This window comes from Hymenobacter edaphi (assembly GCF_003258365.1).
GTDB classification, from domain to species: Bacteria; Bacteroidota; Bacteroidia; order Cytophagales; family Hymenobacteraceae; genus Solirubrum; species Solirubrum edaphi.
In genome coordinates this window covers 1-20,854 of the sequence record NZ_QHKM01000004.1, presented here as the reverse complement: position 1 = coordinate 20,854, position 20,854 = coordinate 1, and the positions used below count along the sequence as shown (strand labels likewise).

18 protein-coding genes are annotated in these 20,854 nt (G+C 68.6%); 11 read left to right on the top strand and 7 right to left on the bottom strand.

Annotated features, from left to right (window positions below):
• Window positions 1-10: 10 nt before the first annotated feature.
• Both nagA and DLM85_RS13250 read left to right on the top strand, forming a co-directional pair.
• On the top strand, window positions 11-1,147 hold the full coding sequence (gene nagA, locus DLM85_RS13255) for an N-acetylglucosamine-6-phosphate deacetylase (RefSeq protein WP_165822134.1): 1,137 nt from the start codon (window positions 11-13) through the stop codon (window positions 1,145-1,147).
• A 133-nt stretch (window positions 1,148-1,280) separates the two neighbouring features.
• On the top strand, window positions 1,281-2,033 hold the full coding sequence (locus DLM85_RS13250; RefSeq protein WP_111478599.1) for a DoxX family membrane protein: 753 nt from the start codon (window positions 1,281-1,283) through the stop codon (window positions 2,031-2,033).
• Between the two features lie 50 nt (window positions 2,034-2,083).
• Here DLM85_RS13250 and DLM85_RS13245 read toward each other — a convergent pair whose 3' ends face one another.
• Window positions 2,084-2,887: a TrmH family RNA methyltransferase gene (locus DLM85_RS13245; RefSeq protein WP_111478598.1), complete on the bottom strand. Its 804-nt coding sequence runs from the start codon at window positions 2,885-2,887 to the stop codon at window positions 2,084-2,086.
• Window positions 2,888-3,042: 155 nt separating this feature from the next.
• Here DLM85_RS13245 and DLM85_RS13240 point away from each other — a divergent pair, with 155 nt between their 5' ends.
• From DLM85_RS13240 to DLM85_RS13200, 8 genes are all read left to right on the top strand, one after another.
• Window positions 3,043-4,545, top strand: a complete 1,503-nt coding sequence (locus DLM85_RS13240; RefSeq protein WP_111478597.1) for a sensor histidine kinase — start codon at window positions 3,043-3,045, stop codon at window positions 4,543-4,545.
• Window positions 4,546-4,633: 88 nt separating this feature from the next.
• Complete coding sequence (locus tag DLM85_RS13235) at window positions 4,634-5,053, top strand: response regulator (protein WP_111478596.1); 420 nt, start codon at window positions 4,634-4,636, stop codon at window positions 5,051-5,053.
• A gap of 80 nt (window positions 5,054-5,133) precedes the next feature.
• Window positions 5,134-10,080, top strand: coding sequence for a hypothetical protein (locus DLM85_RS13225; RefSeq protein ID WP_133257047.1), 4,947 nt, complete (start codon window positions 5,134-5,136; stop codon window positions 10,078-10,080).
• A gap of 188 nt (window positions 10,081-10,268) precedes the next feature.
• On the top strand, window positions 10,269-11,132 hold the full coding sequence (locus tag DLM85_RS13220; RefSeq protein WP_111478593.1) for a hypothetical protein: 864 nt from the start codon (window positions 10,269-10,271) through the stop codon (window positions 11,130-11,132).
• Window positions 11,133-11,234: 102 nt separating this feature from the next.
• Window positions 11,235-11,999, top strand: a complete 765-nt coding sequence (locus DLM85_RS13215; RefSeq protein WP_243635954.1) for an endonuclease III domain-containing protein — start codon at window positions 11,235-11,237, stop codon at window positions 11,997-11,999.
• Window positions 12,000-12,029: 30 nt separating this feature from the next.
• Complete coding sequence (locus DLM85_RS13210) at window positions 12,030-12,230, top strand: hypothetical protein (protein ID WP_111478592.1); 201 nt, start codon at window positions 12,030-12,032, stop codon at window positions 12,228-12,230.
• Between the two features lie 179 nt (window positions 12,231-12,409).
• Entirely contained in the window at window positions 12,410-12,679 is a 270-nt protein-coding gene (locus tag DLM85_RS13205) for a DUF167 domain-containing protein (protein ID WP_111478591.1), read from the top strand.
• An 82-nt stretch (window positions 12,680-12,761) separates the two neighbouring features.
• A complete protein-coding gene (locus DLM85_RS13200) occupies window positions 12,762-13,622 on the top strand; it encodes a ZIP family metal transporter (protein ID WP_207891026.1) in 861 nt (286 codons plus the stop codon).
• On the opposite strand, the gene DLM85_RS13195 is transcribed toward DLM85_RS13200, so the two are convergent.
• The 6 genes from DLM85_RS13195 to DLM85_RS13170 all read right to left on the bottom strand — a co-directional run bounded on the left by DLM85_RS13195 (window position 13,579) and on the right by DLM85_RS13170 (window position 20,486).
• A complete protein-coding gene (locus DLM85_RS13195) occupies window positions 13,579-14,277 on the bottom strand; it encodes a hypothetical protein (RefSeq protein WP_111478590.1) in 699 nt (232 codons plus the stop codon). The two genes, DLM85_RS13200 and DLM85_RS13195, sit on opposite strands and share 44 nt — an antisense overlap.
• A 194-nt stretch (window positions 14,278-14,471) precedes the next feature.
• Window positions 14,472-15,854 carry an ammonium transporter gene (locus DLM85_RS13190; protein ID WP_111478589.1) on the bottom strand — a complete coding sequence of 461 codons (1,383 nt, stop codon included), beginning with the start codon at window positions 15,852-15,854 and terminating at the stop codon, window positions 14,472-14,474.
• 444 nt (window positions 15,855-16,298) lie between these two features.
• Window positions 16,299-17,498 carry a threonine synthase gene (locus DLM85_RS13185; protein ID WP_111478588.1) on the bottom strand — a complete coding sequence of 400 codons (1,200 nt, stop codon included), beginning with the start codon at window positions 17,496-17,498 and terminating at the stop codon, window positions 16,299-16,301.
• Between the two features lie 109 nt (window positions 17,499-17,607).
• The gene (locus DLM85_RS13180) at window positions 17,608-18,516 is read right to left on the bottom strand and encodes a LysR family transcriptional regulator (protein WP_111479100.1); all 909 of its coding nucleotides are present in this window, start codon (window positions 18,514-18,516) and stop codon (window positions 17,608-17,610) included.
• A 139-nt stretch (window positions 18,517-18,655) separates the two neighbouring features.
• On the bottom strand, window positions 18,656-19,525 hold the full coding sequence (locus tag DLM85_RS13175; RefSeq protein WP_111478587.1) for a M28 family peptidase: 870 nt from the start codon (window positions 19,523-19,525) through the stop codon (window positions 18,656-18,658).
• 199 nt (window positions 19,526-19,724) lie between these two features.
• The gene (locus DLM85_RS13170; protein WP_133257046.1) at window positions 19,725-20,486 is read right to left on the bottom strand and encodes a hypothetical protein; all 762 of its coding nucleotides are present in this window, start codon (window positions 20,484-20,486) and stop codon (window positions 19,725-19,727) included.
• A gap of 145 nt (window positions 20,487-20,631) precedes the next feature.
• Between DLM85_RS13170 and DLM85_RS13165 the strand changes: the two genes are divergently transcribed.
• The coding region (locus DLM85_RS13165; protein ID WP_133257045.1) for a transposase at window positions 20,632-20,854 on the top strand (223 nt) is incomplete at its 3' end.

Sequence of the window (20,854 nt, the reverse complement as noted above, 5' to 3'; positions counted from 1 at the left end):
CCCTGTTGTCATGCGCTACGCCCTCACCAACGCTTCCTTTTACACCGGCTCGACCACGCTCACCGACCACGCCGTGCTCATCAGCCAGGGCCGCATCGAGGCGGTGCTGCCCGCCGCCGAGCTGCCCGCCGAGGTGCCCCGCCAGGATGCCCGCGGCCTGCGGGTGGCGCCGGGGCTGCTGGATTTGCAGGTGTACGGCGGCGGCGGGGTGCTCTTCTCCACCCACCCCACCCCGGCCACGCTGGCCCGCCTGGAGGAAGTATTCCGGCAGCAGGGCACCACGCATTTCGTGGCCACCATGCCCACCAACGCCCCGGACCTGATGCTGCAGGCCCTGCGCGCCGCCCACGCCTACCGCAGCGCCACGCCCGGCACCGGCCTGCTGGGCGTGCACCTGGAAGGTCCGTTCATCAACCCCGCGAAGAAGGGCGCGCACCAGGCGGAGTTCATCCGGGAGCCCGACCTGGCCGAAATCGAGCGGTGGCTGGCCGTGGGGCCGGGGCTGCTGCGGCTGGTGACGATGGCGCCCGAAGTGGCCTCCACGGCCGCCGTGGCGCGGCTGCGGGCGGCGGGCGTGGTGCTGTCGGCGGGGCATTCGGCGGCCACGTTCGGCGAGGCGCAACGGGGGTTCCGGCAGGGCTTCGGGGCGGCCACGCATTTGTTTAACGCCATGTCGGCCTTGACCAGCCGGGAGCCGGGCCTGGTGGGCGCCGTGTACGACGACGCGGCCGCCGCGGCCAGCATCATTGCCGACGGCCTGCACTGCGACTTCGCGGCCCTGCGCATCAGCCACAAGCTGCTGCGCGAGCGGCTGTTTCTCATCACCGACGCGGTGGAGGAAAGCCCCGAGGGCGCCTACCGCTTCCGCCGCGCCGGCAATCGGTTCGTGGACGAGCAGGGCACCCTGGCCGGCTCGGCGCTGACCATGCTGCAGGCCGTGCAGAACTGCGTGCTGCACGCGGGTATCGAGCTGAGCGAGGCCCTGCGCATGGCCACCCTCTATCCTGCCCGCGTGCTGGGCCTCGACCACGAGCTGGGCCGCATCGCGCCGGGCTACCAGGCCAGCCTGAGCCTGTTCGATGCCGACTTCCGCCCCCACGGCGTGGTGCTGAACGGGGAGCTGCGCTGGACCGAGCCGGGCGCCTGAGCCGGCCGTGCCGCAGTCGGCGGCTGCCCGCTGCGGCCCGGTTGGCACGCCGGCGCAGCGCCCACCACATGCACATGCGGTTGACCAACGAGCCGCAGCGGCGTTCCTTTGCGCTGCACCCTGCGCCCCTGCCATGCCCACCCCTGTGTTCTACGTCCTGATGATTCTGCTGCCCATCGTGGCTACGGCCGTGGCCCTGCCGGCCGGCGGCTGGCTGCGCCGCCTCTACGTCATGGGGGCGCGGCTGCTGCTGGGCGCGCTGATGCTGAGCGGCGGCTTGTACAAGCTGACCGAAAACCACATTCCGGGCCTGATGGGGCCGCCCGTGAACCACGCATTTCTGGCCAGGTACGGGCTGGTCATCTTTGGGCAATTTATCGGGGTGGCCCAACTGGTCATCGGCCTGCTGCTGCTCACGGGGCGCTTTGCCCTGCTCGGGGCGGTGCTGCTGGTGCCCATGTGGCTGAACATCATCTTCCTCACCTGGTCGCAGCACTGGGTGGGCACGCCCTTCCTCGTCACGGGCTTCCTGGTGCTCACGCTGGGCCTGCTGCTGCACGATTACCCGCGCCTGAAGTGGCTGCTCTACCCGCCCGCCGACCCGGCCGCCCTGCAGCAGGCGCCGCTGCGTACCGGCTCCGCGGGCTCCGAAATCCTCTGGTGGCTGGGCGCGGGCGTGGTAGTGGGCGGCAGCCTGCTCTACCCGGTTTCGTTCGGGCTGATGCTGGGCACCATGGCGGCGGGCCTGCTGGTGCTGCTGGCAGCCGGCTGGCGCGTGTGGCGCACGGCCCGGCCGCGGCTGCCCGGTGAGGCACGGCCGGCGCACGTACCACCATCGGAAGCGCAGCCGGAAACGGTAGGCTCGCAGCCGGTAGCCAACCGCTGAGGCGCGCTCCGGCCGCGCCGCCTTGTTGTCAACCGCCCCGAAGCCGCCCGCTAACCCTGCCGCTGCCGCACGGCTTCGAAGGCCAGCACCGCGGTGGCCGTGCTCACGTTCAGCGAGTCGATGTAGCCGCGCATGGGAATGATGATGGTTTCGTCGCAGGCCTGCATCAGCTCGGGGGTGAGGCCATCGGCTTCGGTGCCCATCACCAGGGCGGTGGGGCCGCGGAAGTCGTAGTCGGTGTAGGGCCGGGCCTGGGGCGTGAGGGCGGCGGCGTAAGTGCGGATGCCGTGCTGGCGGCACCAGCCCAGCAGCTCCTCGCGGGTGGTGGCCACCACCGGCACCGTGAACACGCAGCCGATGCTGCTGCGGATGGCGTTGGGGTTGTAGAGGTCGGTGCGCGGGTCGCACACGATGACGGCGTCGGCCTGGGCCGCGTCGGCGGTGCGGAGCACGGCGCCGAGGTTGCCGGGCTTTTCCACGGCCTCCAGCACCAGCACCAGCGGATTCGGGGGCAGCGGCAGATCCTGCAGGCGGCGCTGCGGGGCGCGCACCAGGGCCAGCACGCCGTCGGAGCCCTCGCGGTAGGCCACCTTCTCGAACACCGCCCGCGACACCTCAAACCACTCGGTGTCGGCGGCCAGGGCCTGGCGCAGCTCCTGCTGGCCGGCGGCGGGCAGCAGCTCGGGGCACACGTACACGGCGGGCACCGCAATGCCGGCGGCGCGGGCAATGGTCAGCTCGCGCAGGCCTTCGACGATGGTCAGGCCCTGCTGGCGGCGCTCGGCGGATTTCTGCTGCAGGCGCACCAGGGCCTTGATGCGCGGATTCTGGGGGCTGCTGATCGGGTCGGGCATGGCGGGAAAGGGGCAGTGCCGGCGGGGCCACCCGGCCCCGCAGCGGCCGCGAAGATACGCCGCCGCACCGGGCCCGGCGCCGGCCCAACGCGGGCGCGGCCCCTGCGTATCTTGCGCACGGCCGGCACCCGGCGGGCCGTATTGCCTTCCCGTTGATGGCCCTGCAAACCAAAACCAAGCTTTACATCGGCTTTGCCATTGCCGCCAGCGTGCTGCTGCTCACAGCCGTGGCCGCTTTTATCAGCATTCAGCAGCTGAGCCGGCGCACCGGCCGCGTGGAGCACAGCTACCGCGTGATGCAGCAGCTCAAGGACGTGGAGCTGCGCCTGAAAGACGCCCGTTCCGGCGTGCGCGGCTTCCTGCTCACCCGCGACTCCAGCTACCTGCGCAGCTACGAAGCCGCCCGCACCGGCGAGGACACCGAGTTTGAGCAGGCCCGGCAGCTGGTGCTCGACAACCCCGTGCAGGCCCAGCGCCTGGACACGCTCGGCACGATGATCAGCGCCGAAATGCGCCTGTTCGGCGAGCTGACCAAAACCACCGTGGGCAGCTCCAACGCCATCATCCAGACGGCCCTCGATACCGACCGGCAGTCGATGCGGGCCATTGAGCGGCTGCTGGCGCGGGCGCGGGCGGCCGAGTTCAGCCTGCTGGCCGAGCGCAGCGCCGACCAGGAAATGTACGAGTCGCTCACCCCGGCCGTCATCCTGCTTTCGGCGGCGGTGGCCATCGTCGTTACGCTGTGGCTGTTCTGGCGCGTGGGCATCGAAATCAGCGCCAACGAGCAGCTGCGCACCGAGCTGGCCGCCACCAACGCCAGCGTGGCCCGGCGCATCGGCATCATCGAGCACCTGGCCGAGCAGGTGGTGCAGGGCGACTACAAGGTGAAAATCAGCGACCGGGAGCAGGACAGCCTTGGCAACCTGGCCTCCTCGCTCAACCGCATGACCCAGACCCTGGACGAGGCCTTCAGCGCGCTGGAAAAGCGCAACCGCGAACTGGACCAGTTTGCCTACGTGGCCTCGCACGACCTGAAGGCCCCGCTGCGCGGCGTGAGCACCGTGGTAAAGTGGATTGAGGACGAGCAGGGCCACGAACTCTCGCCCAAGATGCAGGAGTACTTCGGCATGATGAAGGGCCGCCTGGCCCGCCTCGAAGACCTCATCAACGGCCTGCTGGCCTACGCCCGCGTGGGCCGCACCCAGCAGAAGCTGGAGGAAGTGAACGTGGAGCGCCTCGTGCACGACGTGGCCGACCTGGTAGTGCCGCCCACCTTCGAGCTGCGCCTGCCCGATGCGCTGCCCACCCTCGTCACCGACCGCCTGAGCCTGCAGCAGGTGTTTACCAACCTGCTCTCGAACGCGGTGAAGTACCACCACACCGGCTTGGGCATCATCACGGTGGGCTGCCGCGTGCTGGAGCGCGAGTTTGAGTTTCGGGTGCAGGACGACGGGCCGGGCATCGCGCCGGAATACCACGAGAAAATCTTCCTGATGTTTCAGACCCTGCGCGACCGGCACACGGCCGAAAGCACCGGCATCGGGCTCAGCATCGTGAAGAAAATCATCGACGAGCAGCGCGGCAGCATCCGGGTGGAATCGGCCGCCGGGCAGGGCGCGGCGTTTGTGTTTACCTGGCCGAAGAGCACGGCGGCGTAACCAGGCCATACGCATAGCGCGGCGGGCGGGCCACATCCCGACCGGCGCTTTTCTACGTACCTTTGGGCACCGCTTTGCCCCCTTTCCTATGCGTTCAGTTCTCCTGGTTGAAGACGACTTTTTCGACACGATGACCGTGCAGAAGTCGTTTGAAAAATTCAACGTTCCGCACAAGCTTTACACGGCCTTCAACGGCATCGAGGCGCTGGATCTGCTGCTGGGCCGCAACGGGGCGGAGGCCATTCGCCCGCTGCCGGAGGTGATTCTGCTCGACCTGAACATGCCCAAGATGAACGGCTTCGAGTTTCTGGGTGAGCTGCGCACCCAGCCCGAGCTGCGCCAGGTGCCGGTGTACATCACCACCACCTCGGAAATGGACATCGACCGGCTGCAGGCCGAAAACCTCGACGTGCAGGGCTACATCGTGAAGCCCATCGACTTCGAAAACACCCGCGACATGGTCGACAGCATGAATTTGTTGGAAGTGCTGCTCAAGTCCGAAGACTAAAGCGCATTACCTCCACGTTATGAAGCCCCGACGGCCCGGCTCTGCCCGCGCCGCCGGGTTTTTTTTTGCACGTTGAGGTTATGGGAGCATTTGTACTGATTCTGCTGAGCGTGGCGCTGGTAGTGGTACTGCTGCGGCTGCAGCAGCGCGTTCAGGACGCCGAAGCCGACCTGGCCAGCCAGCGCGCCGACCAGCAGCGCCTGCACCAGCAGCTGGAGCTGCTCACGCGCGAAGTGCAGCAGCTTCGGCAGCGCCCCGCCGCACCGCCGACGGCCCCCGTAACGGCGCCCGTTGTAGCGCCACCCGCCCCGGTAGCCACCCCGGCGCCCGTGCCGCGCCCTACGCCGGCGCCGGTGGCTCCTCCCCCACCCGTTTTGGTGGCTCCATCGGCCCCCACTGCGCCGCCCGCCCCCGGTACGCCACCCGCGGCTCCGGCGCCACCAGTTCCTGTAGCCGCTCCGGCCCCGCCGCCCGTGGCGCCCGTGCCACCGGCCGCGCCAACCCCACCGGCCGCGCCGACCACGCCCCCACCCGCCGTACCGGCGCCGCCCGTAGCCGCGCCGCCCGCACCGAAACCTGCGCCGGCGCCCGAGCCGGCACCGGCTGCGCAGCCCCAACCCGCTCCTGCCCCGCTGCCGCCAACGCCCCAGCCGGTGCCGCAGCCAGTGCTGCGCCCCAAACCGGAGGCGCCGCAGCCCGCCGAGCCCTCGTGGTGGGACCGGATGTCGGCCGTGGTGCTGGAAAACTGGACCGGCATCCTCGGCGCGGTGGTGCTGGTGACGGGCGTGGGCTTTCTGGGCGTGTACACGGCCCTGCAGCTGGCGCCGGTGTACCGGTTTCTGCTCATCAATTTGTTTGCCGCCAGCCTGCTGGGCCTGCATTATTATCTGCGTACCAAGCCCTTCGCGGCCCAGCTGGCGGTGTGGCTGCAAAGCAGCGCGGCGGCCATTTTCTTGTTTACCTGCGTGGGGGCCGTCAGCATGCCGGGCCTGCGCTGGGTGGAAGGGCCGCTGAGCTACCTGCTGCTGTTTGCCGGGGCCGCCGCCAACCTGTGGCTGGCCTGGAACAGCAGCCGCGAGGCCGTATCATCCCTGCACGGCATCCTGAGCCTGGTGGCCCTGGCCGTGCTGCCGCCCACGCTGCTCACGCTCGGGGCGGCGGCGGCAGTTACGGCCTTTGCCATTGGCATTACCTACCGGCAGCGCTGGCGCTACCAGTTGCTGCTGAGCATCGTCAGCTTTTTCGCGTTTCACCTGTACTGGCACGGGCAGCTGGCCGTGCCCGTTGCCGCGGGCCTGCGCCTGGGCGCCATGGCGCTGGTGCTGCTGGTGGGGTTGGCCGCGGCCGTGGTGCAGTACCGCAAGGTGTACGCCAACGGGCGGTTCGACGCGCTGCTCTTCGCCGCGCACGTGCTGAACTGGACCTGCCTGGGCATCAACCTGTACCTCTACAGCACCGGCTCGGTCTGGAAAACCATTCCGCTGGGCCTCGGGGCCATTGCCACTTTCCTGGTGGCGCGGCAGGCGCGGCGGCTGGGCATTCAGTGGCTGTTTCAGACCGACACCGTCATTTCGCTGATTCTGGCCCTGGCCACGGCGTTGTCGCTGCAGGGCTGGCACGCCACCGTGAGCGTCATCCTGGTGTTCATGCTGCTCGAAACGCTGCTGGTGGCCTTTATTATGGCCCGCGAGAAGGAAAGCCTGGTGTTCCAGATTGCCTCGGTGGGCGCCCTGCTGGCCGGCGGCGGGCTGCTGCTCGTAAATCTGCTGCAGCTGCCTACGTACGCCGCTACCGGCCTGCACCGCAATGCGCTGCTGCTCTTCCTGGCCGCCGCGGCCGGCGCGGCCTATTTCCACCTAGCCCGCACGCTGCCGCTGCTCACCGCCGAAACGACCGCGCCGCTGCGCCGCGAGCTGTACCGCAGCTTCGGCGGGCTGGTGGGCGCGCTGTACGTGGGGGCGGCGGCGCTGGTGCTGCGGGCTCTGTTTGGCACGGCGCAGCCGCCGGTGCTCGGGCTGATCGGGGCCAGCGCGGCCGCAGCCGCCGCGGTGCTGGCCCTGAGCCAGTGGCTGCGCAATGGTACGGCCTGGTTCCGGCAGCTGCACCTGCTGGCTGCCCAGCTGCTGCTGACGGTGGCCGTGCTCGGCCTGCACGAACTGGGCCTGGGCTGGCCCGCCACCCTGCTGATCCTCTACGCCGAAACCCTACTGGCCGCGCTGCTGCTCATCCGCCGCGCCGAGGCCCGCGTGCCGCAACTTCTGACCGCCGCGGCGCTGCTGACCGGCCTGCTGCTGCTGCTCGTCAGCCTGTTCGGCCTGCCCCTGCCGGTGCTGACGGCCGCCCAGCTCTACCGCCGGGCCGGCAGCCTGCTGCTGGCGGCGTTGCTGGGCGCCGCTTTCTTCCGCCTGAGCAGTTATTCCCGCCCCGACGGCGCCGACTCCGCCACCGACCCGCTCGGCGGCTTGGCCCCCTGGGCCGGCGCGCTGATTGGGCTGCACTACACCGGCCTGCTGCTGATGTTGGTCCAAGCCTTCTTCGGGCCGGCTTCGACGTCCATTCCGGCGCTGCTGGCCGGCACCGTGGCGGCCGCCGGCTGCGCGGCGGGCGTGAGCTCATGGTTGCGCGGCGGCGCCGAGTGGCTGCGGCAGCTGCACCTGCTGACGGCCCAGGCGCTGCTGACGGTGGCCGTGCTCGGCCTGCACGAGCTGGGGTTGGGCTGGCCCACCGTCCTGCTGATCCTCTACGCCGAAACCCTGGCGGCCACGCTGCTGCTGACGCGCCGCGCCGAGGCCCGCGTGCCGCAGGTGCTGGCCGTAGCAGCCCAGCTGACGGGCCTGATCCTGCTGCTGCTGAGCGTGTTCGAACTGCTGCAGCCGAACCTATCAGCCGCGCTACTTTACCGCCGGGCGGCCGGCCTACTGCTGGCCGCGCTGCTGGGCGCCGCCTTTTTCCGCCTAAGTCACACCACCCGCCACACCGAAACGGAGCCGCCAGCCGAGGGTGGCCTCGCCTTCTGGGCGGGCCCCTCGGTGGGCGCGCTCATCGGGCTGCACTACACCGGGCTGTTGCTGGTGCTGGCCCATTCCTTTTTCGGGCCGACGCCTACTTTTATTCCCGGGCTGCTACTGGGCACCGTGGCCGCCGCGGGCTGCGCTTTCGGCCTGAGCCAGTGGCTGCGCGGCACCACCGAGTGGCTACGGCACTTGCACCTGCTGTTCGGGCAGGCCCTGCTGATGCTGGCCGTGCTCGGCCTGCACGAGCTGGGGCTGAGCTGGCCCGCCACCGCCCTGCTGCTCTACCTCGAAACGCTGCTGATGACGCTGCTGCTGGCCCTGCGCCGCGAGTGGCCCTTGTACCGCGTGCTGCTCTACGCCACCCTGCTGCTGGCCCTCGGGCTGGTGCCGGTGGTCAGCCGTGCCGACGGCTTGCTCGTCATTGGCCTGAACCTGCGCGCCCTGCTGCTGCTGACGGCTGCCCTGGCCACGGCGGCGGGCCAGGCCCTGCTGGCCCGCCGCGCCGCCCCCGCTTACGACGTCCTGCCGCTGTCGTATGATCAGGCTTACCGCCTGCGGCTGCTGGGCCTGGTGGCCGGCCTGCTGCCGCTGGCCGCGGCCGCGCTGGTGTACCAGCAGGGCTGGGCGGCGTGGGCCGCTGTGCTGGCCGGCGCGGGGTTGCTGGCGCTGCGGCGCGCGGTGCCGGTGCCCGGACTGTGGCTGGGCGTGCTGCTGAGCAGCGGCGGCTTCGTACTGCTGCAATGGCACCACGCCGCGGCGCACCTCCCCCCGCAAGTCGGGCCGCGGCTGCTGTACCTGCTGCCCACGGCCCTGCTGCCCTTGGCGGGGCTGGCCGCCTCGTGGTGGGCCGCCCAGGCCCGGCACGTGCGCTGGCCCTGGCTGTACCTGCTGGGCCTGCACCTGGGGGCCATGGCTTGGCTGGCCTTCCACTTCCGCTCCGATGCCGCGCCCGCGCTGCTCTGGACGCTGCTGGCCGCTGCCACTTTCATGGCGGCCCGGTGGCTGCAGACGGGTACGGCGGCCGAGGCGCAGCAACGTGCGGGCCAGCCCGCCCGCTACCTGCTGCACCTTGGCTACGCCCTGCTGGGTGCGGCCCTGCTCTACCATTTCGGCCCGGTGCTCAGCAGCCGCGAGCTGCTGCTGGGCTGGCCGGCGCGGCGCTTCACGGCCGCCGCGCTGCTGGCGCTGCTGGCTACGCTGGCCCTGCTGCCCGCGCCGGCCGCGGCCACTCAGCGCAGCTGGCGCTGGCTGCATCCCTGGCTGCCCGAACTGAGCCTGTTGCTGGCCGGCTTCACTCTGCACTGGGAAACGCGCATCATCTGGCATGCGCCGCTGAGCCTGCTGCTGGCCCTGGGGCTGGCCGCCGCGGCCCCGCGCCTGCCCCTGCGTCTGCGGCGCCTCGGCCTGTACGCGCTGCCGCTCTACTGGCTGGCCGCCGCCACGGCTGCCTACGTCGCGCTGCGCTACCTGCACCCGGGCCAGTGGCTGGCCACGCCCTGGCTGACCACGGCCGGTGCGGTGGCGCTGCTCTTTGCGCTGGCGGCGCTGCTGCTGCGCCGCGTGCCGGCCAGCAGGGGCCTGCAGTGGCCGCCGGGGCTTCAAGGCCTGGCCAGGCTGGGTCGCCTGCGCTTCCGCTGGCTGGTGCCACTGCTGCTCTACCCGGCCTTCGGGGTACTCACCGTGCTGCTGGTGCAGTCCTTCGACCGCTCGGTGCTCACCGTGCTGCTGATGCTGGAGGTGGTGGGCGTATTTGTGAGCAGCCTGCTGCTGCGCCGCCGCGACCTGCGCTACGTGGCGCTGGCCGGCATTGGGGTGTGCATGGTGCGGCTGGTGTTCTTCGATCTGAGCCAGCGCGGCACCATCACGCAGGCCGTCGTCTTCATCTTCATGGGCCTGCTGCTGCTGGGCATGAACGCGCTGTACGCCCGTTTCAAGGGCCGTTTTGCCGACGCGGGCGAGGCCGCGCCGGAAGATTTCGTGCCCGATGACCCCGACGCAGCCCTGACGCCGTAAAAAGCCCAACCCGCGGGGGAACATCTTGCCGGGCCGCCGTCGTTTCTGGCTCGGAATGTCGCCCCGCGCTGGCCACTATTCAGCTCGGATTGTTTTCTTGCCGTTCGATCAGGCTCGTTCACGCTCCCGACTCCGTGCGGCGCGTTTCTTCCGGTACCTTTCTGTCCGTTCACGCCTTCCTCCCCACCATGAATATCCGCTCGTTGTTGCTTGCCGCCGTGTTGGGCGGGGCCGCCGTTGCCCCCGCCGCCGCGCAGGACACTCCTCCCCAGCTCAATACCCTTCCCGCGGCGCCCGATACGGCCACGCGCACGGCCGCCGCGCCCGCGCCGCCGCAACAGCAGCAGCCGCGCTACCGCATCGGCCTGGTCAACGGGGCCGTGTACGCCGCCGACGACGTGGAGCTGCGCCAGCCCGCCGTGGGCCGCTCTTACCTGCTGCTGAACGGGCAGCAGCGCTTCGAGCTGGACCAGATCAAGTTCTTCGACGACGAAACCGGCCACTACATCCGCACCAACCTGCCCGGCTCGCGCCGACAGGCCACGCTGCGGCGCGAGAAGACGGGCCGCATCAGCACCTACTCCATCACCTCGCAGCAGTACATGCCGGGCGCCTACGGCAGCGGGTTCGGCTACGGCGGCTTTGGCCGCTTCGGCTACCCCTACGGCTACGGCGGCTACCCGTACGGAGGCTACCCCTACGGCAGCGGTTACCGCACCGTCAAGACCGAGTACTTCAGCAAGGACGGCGGGCCGATTCAGGACATGAACTTCCGCAGCCTGAGCGTGGCCGTGTCGGACAACCCCGGCAGCGCGGCCCTGCTGCGCGACGTGGCCCGGCTGCGGCGCTTCAGCACGGCCGGCTACGTGGTGGGCGGCGGCCTGCTGGCGGCGGGCATGCTGAACACCTTCAGCGGCAACAGCCGCGGCCTGCCGCTGGTGCTCGTGTCAGTGCCGGTGCTGCTGGTGCCCACTTTCCTGAGCGGCTCGCAGGCCCGCAAGCTCAAGCAGGCCGTGCAGCTCTACAACTACGGCGACGCGGCGGCCCGCTAGGCCCAGGCCTCGCCCGGCCGCAAAAAAGCCGGAATCCGCACGGGTTTCGGCTTTTTTGCGGCCGGGCCAACCGCCGGGCCCGGGGCTGCGTTTGCCATTACTGTGCCTCCCGTCCCCCTCCCCGATTCCGCGGCCGCCGCGGCCGATTTTGCCCACCGCCAGGCGCTGGCCCTGCTGGCCCACGAGCGGCTGTGCGCCCTTTACGGCGCCCCGTTCCGGTTTTTCAGCGTCAAGGACCCGCTGAGCGAGCTGGTCAGCGCCATCCTTTCGCACCGCACCCGCAACGCCGACTCGCACCGCGCCTACCAGCAGCTGGTGGCCGCCCTGCCCACCTGGGCGGCGGTGCGCGACGCGCCCACGCCGGAGGTGGAGGGGCTGATCAATCCCTGCACCTGGCCCGAGCAGAAGGCGCCGCGCATTCAGGCCATTCTGCGGGAGCTGACCGAGCGGCTCGGCGGTGCGCTGGACCTGCCCCGGCTCACCGCGCAGCTGACTGCGCTGCCCGTGCCCGAGGCCCGCGCCTGGCTGGAAACGCTGCCCGGCGTGGGGCCCAAAACCAGCGCCGCCACCCTGCTCTTCAGCACCCTGCGCCGCCCCGCCATGCCCGTCGACAGTCACCACCACCGCGTGGCCCAGCGGCTGGGCCTGATCGGCCCGAAGGTGGGCACCGAGGCCTCGCACGCGCTGCTCGAGGCCCTGCTGCCCCCGGGCTGGGACGCGCAGCAGGTATACGACCACCACGAGGCGCTGATGTTTCACGGGCAGAAGTGCTGCTACTTCCGCAGCCCCGCCTGCCGCCGCTGCGTACTGCTCGATGTGTGCCCGTACGGGCAACAGCTGCTCGGCCCGGCGGCCGGCGCCGCGTAGTTCCACCGCATTTTTCCATCTTGCCCCGCTATGAAACCAACCTACGGCGTGCCGGCCCTGCTGTCGGCCTTTATTCCCGGCCTCGGCCAGCTCATCAAAGGCCAGCTGCTCAAAGCCGTGTTCATCTGGGTGATGAGCGGCATCGTGGGCTTCCTGCTGTGGTGGACCATCGTCGTGCCCCTGGCCCTGTGGGCCTGGAACGTGTACGACGCCTACAACTCGCCGGCGTAGTGGTGAGGTGGTGAGTTGGTGAGTTGGTGAGTTGGTGAGTTAGGCGTATGCTGGATCAGGCCGATGGTTGCGCTTTTGCGCAGTTTTGCGCGCCGTTTGCGCAAGCGTAACGTCAACTCACCACCTCACCACCTCACCATTTCACAAACTCACCACCTCACCATTTCACCACCTCACCAATGGCCACCCTGCACCTGAAAGCCAAGCCCAACGCCCGACAGAATGCGCTGGAGCTGGCAGCCGACGGCGCGCTGACCGTACGCCTGCACGCCCCGGCCCAAGACGGCAAGGCCAACGACTGCCTGCTGCGCTTTCTGGCCACGGTGCTCGGCGTGCCGCGCAGCCGCCTCACGCTCGTCAGCGGCCACGCGGCCCCGTTCAAGAAGGTCGACGTGCCCGATCTGACCGACGCGGAGCTGCGCGCGGCCCTGCTGGCACATCCGAAATAGGGCTTGGTGCGTAGTGCCTGGTGCTTGGCTCGACCATTCGTGCGGCCTACGCACCAGGCACTACGCACCAAGCACCACGTACATGACATTTCCCCTCTGGCTGCAGGCCGGTTTCTGGGGCCTGGCGTCGGGCTCTGCCCTGTTGCTGGGCGCCGCCATCGGCTACTTCGCGCACGTGCCGCAGCGGCTCATTGCCGCCGTCATGGCCTTCGGCAGCGGCGTCCTGATTTCGACCCTCTCGCTGGAGCTGATGGAGGAGGCCTACGCCCGCGGCGGCTTCAACGCCACCGGCCTGGGCTTCGTGGGCGGGGCGGCGGCCTACACCGCGGCCAACTGGCTGCTGGCCCGCTACGGCGCCAAGCACCGCAAACGCTCGGGCCACGAGCAGGCTACCGAGCGCAAGGAGGTGCAGAAAGGCGAAACTGAGGGCAACGACGCCGGCGACGACAACGGCCTGGCCCTGGCCGTGGGCGCCCTGCTCGACGGGATTCCCGAAAGCATTGTTATCGGGCTGAGCATGCTGGCGGGCGGGGTGGTGAGCACCGTGGCGGTGGCGGCCATCTTCCTTTCCAACCTGCCCGAGGGCCTGAGCAGCGCCGCCGGCATGAAGAAAGCCGGGCGCCCGGCCCGCTACGTGCTGCTGCTCTGGAGCGGCATCGCGCTGATTTCGGGCGTGGCGTCCTGGGCCGGGTTTGCCGTTTTCAGCCACTTTTCGGCCGGCGTGGTGGCCGCCACCACGGCCGTGGCCGCCGGCGCCGTGCTGGCCATGATTGCCGACACGATGATTCCCGAAGCCTTCGAGGTGGCCCACAACTTCACCGGCCTGATTACGGTGCTGGGCTTTCTGGCGGCGTTCTACCTCAGCAAGCTCGACAAGGACAACCCCAATGCGCCGCAGGTCATCGAGCGGCACGCACCGGCTGCCCGGCGCGCCGGGCCATAAGCCAGAGCGCGGCGGCAATGCCCCCGTTGAGCACGAGGATGCGCAGGGTGTACTCCACGATAAACATCATTCGTATCTGGTCGGTATCCTGGCGCATCACGCGCTCCAGCACGTACACGAACACGGTGCCGGCGTAATAAAACATCACCCCCACGCTGGCCACAAACATGGGGTTTCGGCTCAGGGGCACCGGCGTCGGGTTATTGAGCAGCTGCTCGAAATACGCCAGGACCACCCCAATCAGCAGCATGGCCTGCAGCACGTGCAGGTACGGCCCGTTGCCGACGCGCCAGTCCATAAACCAGCCCGTCTCGACCACGGCGCCCAGCGTGAATACGCCCAGCAGCCACGGAATGGCCCGGCGCCGCCGGGGGTTGGTGAAAGCGTGGTAGTAGGCCACCGTGAGCATCACGGTTTCCAGCCATACCTGGCTGCGCAGCGGCAGGATATTGTTGTGCCATACCAGCCGCCCGTACTCGCACAGCCCGCCCAGCAGCAGGCTGGCCAGCAACGAACACACCCACAGGCAGCGTCCCGAGGTGGTCAGGTGCCGCCAGTGCAGCAGCCCCACCCCCACCGGCAGCAGCGCGGCGGCCACGCTCAGCACGTTCAGCTGCTTGGAAAGCGCCACCAGCCACACGGAGGATACGGTCATCGGGATTGAAAACTAAAACGCCGGCGTGCCTGGCCCGGGCCTCGTGCCCAAACCGCGCCTGCAATAAAAACGAAAAGCCGCCAGTTTCCCCTCTGGCGGCTTTTCTCCCTACTTCACTGAACCTCCCCCCTGGTCCGCGCCGTGGGTGATCAGTCAACCCCGGACGGCGACTGACGGCGCGAAATCAGCTTGTGTTAGTGCACTTCCGCGGGCAGCAGCTCCTTGCGGTACGTGCGCTCAAATTCCTCGTCGACGTGGTAGGTCGATTCCTCGTGCTGGCTCAGATCGAGGCCCAGCTCTTCGTCGGCCGACTTCACGCGCAGGGCGAAGAAGCGGCCGGTGAGCTTGAGCAGCAACCAGGTGCCCGCGAAGGAGTAGCCGACCACAATCAGCAGGGCCAGCACGTGGTTGCCAAACACCGTGGCCGTGCCGTGAATCAGCCCCACCTTATCGGCAAATATACCGGTGAGCAGCATCCCGACAATACCGCCCAGCCCGTGGCAGGGGAATACGTCGAGGGTGTCGTCGATGCCGGTGCGCGAGTTTTGCCAGTGCACGGCCAGCTGGCTGATAACCGAAGCCAGCACCCCGAACAGGATGCTCTGGCCGTAGGTGACGTAGCCGGCGGCCGGCGTAATGGCCACCAGGCCCACCACCGCGCCCACGCAGGCGCCCACGGCCGTGGGCTTACCGCCGCGGGCCACTTCCATCAGCAGCCAGGCAAACAAGGCCGCGGCCGAAGCCAGGTTGGTGTTGACGAAGGCCGTAGCGGCCAGCTCGTTGGCGGCCAGCGCCGAGCCGGCGTTGAAGCCGAACCAGCCAAACCACAACAGGCCGGTGCCCAGCATCACGTAGGGCACGTTGGGGGTCGAAAACACGGCTTTGCGTCGGTGCGTGGTGCGCGGGCCCAGCACCATGGCGCCGGCCAGGGCCGCAATGCCGGCCGAAATGTGCACCACCGTGCCGCCCGCAAAGTCGAGCACGCCCCACTGGCGCAGGAAGCCCTCGGGGTGCCAGGTCCAGTGAGCCAGCGGGCAGTAGATGAACAGGCAGAACAGCACCATAAACGCCAGGTAGCCCTTGAAGCGCACGCGCTCGGCAAAGGAGCCCGTAATGAGGGCCGGCGTGATGATGGCAAACTTCAGCTGAAAGGCGAAGTAGAGAATAAACGGAATGGTGGGCGAGAGCAGCGGGTGCGGCGCCGTGCCCACGTGGTTGAGCAGCGCAAACGTGAGCGGGTTACCGATCAGGCCGTGCCAGGAGTCGCCGTAGGCCAGCGAGAAGCCCACGAAGTAGAACACCAGCGAAATCACGCCCAGGGCCACGAAGCTCTGCAGCATGGTGCTGATGACGTTCTTGGGGCGCACCATGCCGCCGTAGAAAAACGAGAGGCCGGGCGTCATAATCAGCACCATGGCTGTGGCGGTGAGCATCCAGGCAATGTCGGCGCCGTTGAGCGAGCCGGGCGCGGCGGCGGGGTGTTCGGTGGGCACGCCGGCGGCTACCAGCGCGGCCAGCAACAGCCCCCCGAGGGCTATGCGAGCAACAGACAAGGGGGAAGAGGCGGGGAAAACCATATCAACCTTTATTTTTCAGGGGTCAAGTTACAAACAACATCTCTTTTATCACAACACCCCCTATAATCACAGGGCTTATTTCGAAAAACAGTGGATAACAATCCACAATACCCCCAAAACAAACACCCGTTAGCTCGAAGCATAATACGGCTCTCCATGCGAGCAGTATTTCTTCGCTCGGGCGGCAAGCATCAGCCGCCGGGCGCAGCGGGGCAACCGAGCTGCCCGCCGCCGTGCTTCCTTATCCTGCCGCCCGGGCACGCTGGGCTGACCAGGCGTTCCGGAAAGTCTGCGGTGCCCCGGCCGCTGCCCGGTTGTCACAACGACGCCCGCCGGGGCCCGTCCGAAAAGGCTTCGGCTGGGCCCCGGCGGGCGTCGGTACGAAAAGGCCTGCTGCCGAACGTCGTGCGACGCCTGGCGGCAGGCCACGTGCTTTGCTGCTTGCTACGCCGTGTGCCGGCCCAGCACGTTGTCGAGGTACTTCTGCCCCGAGCCGGTGTTGAGCAGCAGCAGTTCCTCGTCGGGGCGCAGCCAGCCGGTGGCCAGCAGCTGCCGGGCGGCCATCCACACGGCCGCGCCCTCGGGGGCCACAAACAGGCCTTCCAGCCGCGCCAGCTCCCGCATCCCGGTCAGCATGTCCTCGTCGCCGATGGCCAGGGCCGTGCCCTTCGATTCGGCCAGCACCTGCAGCATCAGCGCCTCGCCCAGGGGGCGCGGCACGGCCAGGCCGTTGGCAATGGTGGGGCGGCCCTGGTACTGCTGGCAGTTGGGCTGCCGGCCGGCCAGGGTTTCGACCAGCGGGCAGCAGTTTTCGGCCTGCACGGCCACCATGCGCGGCAACTTGGCGTCGGCCGGCAGCCAGCCGATGGCCTGCATTTCGCGCAGGGCCTTCCAGATGCCAATGAGCCCGGTGCCGCCGCCGGCCGGGTACAGGATGACGTCGGGCAGGCGCCAGCCGCCTTGCTCGGCCAGCTCGTAGCCCATGGTTTTCTTGCCTTCGAGGCGGTACGGCTCCTTCAGCGTCGACACGTCGAGCAGCTGGCCGGCGGCGTTCAGCTCGCGCACCCGGGCCGCGCAGTCGTTGATGAGCCCGTCGACGAGCTGCACGTCGGCACCGTACCAGCGGCATTCCTCCTGAAAGGCGACGGGCGTGTGGCGCGGCATGACCACCGTGGCGGGCAGGCCGGCCTTGGCGCAGTAGGCCGCCATAGCCACGCCCGCGTTGCCGGCCGTGGGAATGATGCAGCCGGCCGCGCCCAGCTCCCGGGCCAGCGACACGGCCATGCTCAGGCCGCGGGCTTTGAACGAGCCGGTGGGGTTCTGGCCTTCATCCTTGAGCAGCAAGGAGCGCAACCCGTAGCGGGCCGCCAGGTTGTCGAGCGTCAGGATGGGCGTCAGGCCCTCGCCCAGGCTCACGCGGTGGGCGTCGTCGTGCAGGGGCAGCAGCTCACGGTAGCGCCACATGCTGGCTTCGCGGCCGGCCAGCACGCTGCGGGGCGGGGCGGCGTCGAGGGCGTAGCGGGCCAGCAGCGGCGCGGCGCAGCAGCGGGAAACGGTTTGGGCCACGCCCGCCGCGTGGGGGGCGTGGCAGCGGCTGCACTCCAGGGCGGTGAGCAGGCTGGTGGTATCGGCGGCAACAAGCATGGCGGCGGAAAAGCAGGTGAGCAGAACCCGGTAGCGTCGGAATCTGCCCCTGAAACGGCCGCAAGTAGTCTTGCAGTTATGCCCGCCGCAAATGGTATTTCGGCATACCCTATTCCCGTTCGGAATAGTAGCGCAGCGCGAATTGCATGAACTCGCGGAACGGCGCCAGGTTCTCGGTGCCCCGGCGCTGGATAAACTCGAAGTGGCGCTTCAGCGGCAGGTCGCGCACCGTCACCTCGGCCAGCTCGCCGGCGGCCAGCGCCCGGGCCACGGCCTGCCGGGGCAGAAAGGCCAGCACCTGATCATCCACGCGCACGAAGTTTTTCAGCGCCTCGGTACCGCCCAGGCGCACCTGCACTCGCAAATCGGCCAGGCGGATGCGCTGGGCCTGCAAGGCCTGCTCCAGCACGGCCAGGGTGCCCGAGCCGGCTTCACGCAAAGCCAGCGGCACGCGGTAGAGGTCGGTGAGGGCCAGCTGCTGGTGGCGCAGCGGGTTGCGGGCCGAGCACACGGCCACCACGTCGTCGGTGAGCAGGGGGGTGTAGGTCACGTTGCTCACGCGGTGAATGCCCTCGATAACGCCCAGGTCGATTTCGTGGTCGAGCAGGGCTTTGAGGATGTTTTCGCTGTTGCGGTTTTTGAGCGTGAGCTGGGTGTGCGGGTGCTCGGCCAGGTAGCCCGACAGCACGGCCGGCAGCACGTACAGCGACACGGTGGTGCTGGCCCCGATGACCATGTGAATGTCGGGCGTGAAGCGCGGGCTGAGGGCGGCCATTTCCGCGCGCAACTCGGCCTGCAGCTGCTGGGCCTGCAGCAGCTTGCGGTAGAGCAGCTGCCCGGCCGGCGTGAGGGCCACGGTGTTGCCGAGCCGCTCGAACAGGCCCACCTGGTAGTACTCCTCCAGGGCCTTTACCTGCTTGCTCACCGCCGACTGGCTCAGAAACAGGCTCTGCCCGGCCTTGGTGAAGCTCAGCCGCCGCGCAACTTCCAGAAATACTTCGTGCTGGGTGGAAAGCATTTGCTCGTTGTTCGTGGTTTGTTTTTCGTTGCTCGTCACAACGGCACTGGCAATGCCCTGCTACACGTAGCGTGAAGTCAGGACCTTACGATACTCGCCAAACGAATAACAAAAAACGAACAACGAATAACGAACAGCCCTATTCCGTGGCCAGCGCCAGCACGGCCGCCACCGCGCCGTTGACGACCTCGGCCATGCGCCGGAAGTCGAGCGTGTCGATGGTGTCGCTGGGCTGGTGGTAGTGGGGGTTGCGCAGAAAGGCCGTGTCGTTGATCATCACCGCCGGGAAGCCGAAGTGCCAGTAGTTGCGGTGGTCGGAGAGGCCGGCTAGGGACAACGAATCGGGCAGGTTGATGCGCTGCACGTCGAGCCGGGCGGCGCCCTGCATGAGCTGCTGCACGCGGCGGGCAAAGGCCTCTTCCCCGTCGCGGCCGACGACGATGATAAAGTTACCGGTGCTCGGAAACAGCGCGGCCAGGGCGTCGTTGGGGAAGCGCTGGGAGCCTGGCTGGTCGCTGAAGTAGCCGATCATTTCGTAGCAGAGCATGGCCCGCACCGGTACGTCGGCCTCGTGCAGAGCCTGGGCGTGCACGAAGCTGCCCATGTCCTCGGTGGCGAAAAAGGGCGGCTCCTCGTTGGGATAGGCCACCAGCTCCACCGGACGGGTGAGCTGCGGGGCGCGGGCGTGCAGCAGGCGGGCGGTTTCGAGCAGGCCAGCCACGGCGGAGGCGTTGTCGTCGGCGCCGGGCGTGTCGTCGCACACGTCGTAGTGCGCGCCGACTACCACCCGCTCGCCGTCCGTGGGCCCGAAGCAGGCAATGACGTTGCGGTAGCGGCGGCCGGCCACGGTGAAGGCCTGCTCCGTCACCCGACAGCCAAGCTTGCCAAATTCCGCCTTGATGTAGTCGGCGGCCCGGTTCAGGGAGGTCAGATTCCGGTAGTTGCGGGCGGGGTGCAGCTCGGTCAGAAACTTGACGTCGGCGTAAAGGCGGGCCTGGTCGGCGGGCATAGAGGGGGCAGCTAGTGGCAAAAGCGGGGCGGACGGGCGCCAGCCGCCACGAATAACAAACAGCCCGCACGCCAGCAGCAGCAGTACCAGAAGCAGGCGGCGGAGGGACACGGAGAAATAGGCTAAATGAAGATGGCCCGGCAGGCGAGGCCGGCGCAATGCCCGGTCGGCAGCCGAAACAAACGCCCGAACAAGGCCGCTATTGCGCCGAGGCCGTGAGTTGGCGCAGGCTGTTGGCGTAATCGACCAGGCGGGCCAGCTCGGCGCTGTTGGCGAAGTCCAGGCCGTGCGCATGGGCGTACTGCTCGAGCTGCGCGGCTTCGGCCGGGAAGTAGGCCAGCAGGTCGCGCTTGGGCCGCCGCAGCGCCACGATGGTGCCCTCGGGCGTGCCCAGATACAGCAGCTCACGCACGTCGGTGTAGAAGTAGGGCGTGCCGGCGGGCCGCATCATGTAGCCCGAGGCCATGGTCGCATCCGACCACGGCACGGCGCGCTGCACCAGCTGCTGGCGGCGCAGCAGGATAACCGGGCCGCCGTTGAGGCGCTCAAAGAAAGCCGGCGCGCTGGACGTGGCATAGTCCCGGTCGTGGTTCCAGGCATACACCAGAAACGGCCGGGCGCGCTGCACCTGGTGCCAGCGCCGACGCACGCGGGCCGGCGTAAACGCCGCGCTGTTCAGGTACTGCGGCGGCAGCCGGTCGAAGCGCATGATTTCGCCCGATACGGCAAACGTGCGCACGGCCAGGGCCGGCACCGTGCGCACAGTGCCATCGGCCATGGTCACCAGCAGCAAATCCAGCTCGTTGTGCAGCATCAGGGAGCCGCGAATGGTGTCGCCGTTGGTCAGCACCACGGTACTGGCCGAAAACTCCTGCGGCATACTCTTCAACTGAGCCGCCGCGGCCAGCGGCAGCAGGCAGCTGACTATGATTCCGCCCAGGCAGGGTACTAGTCGATTCATAGCGCGGGGGAGGTGTTAGGTAGGATAACGGCCGAAACCTGGTTAGGTTGGTGCCAGAGGCCTTACTTAAGTTACTACGCTTAACGGCCATTTCCAAGCAGTAAGATGCTAGAGCCTGTTATGGACTGGTAGCGTAATTTGGGGGATGGCTCAACGCAAAGGCTACCCCAGCGATGTATCAGATGCGGAATGGATGTTTGTCGCGCCGTATTTGGCCCTGGTACGCGAAGACGCACCGCACCGCGAACATGCGTTGCGCGACGTGTTCAACGCCCTGCGCTACCTGGTCAAAACGGGTTGTGGCTGGCGCTACCTGCCCCACGATTTGCCGCCCTGGGAAGCGGTGTATCAACAATGGGGGCGCTGGC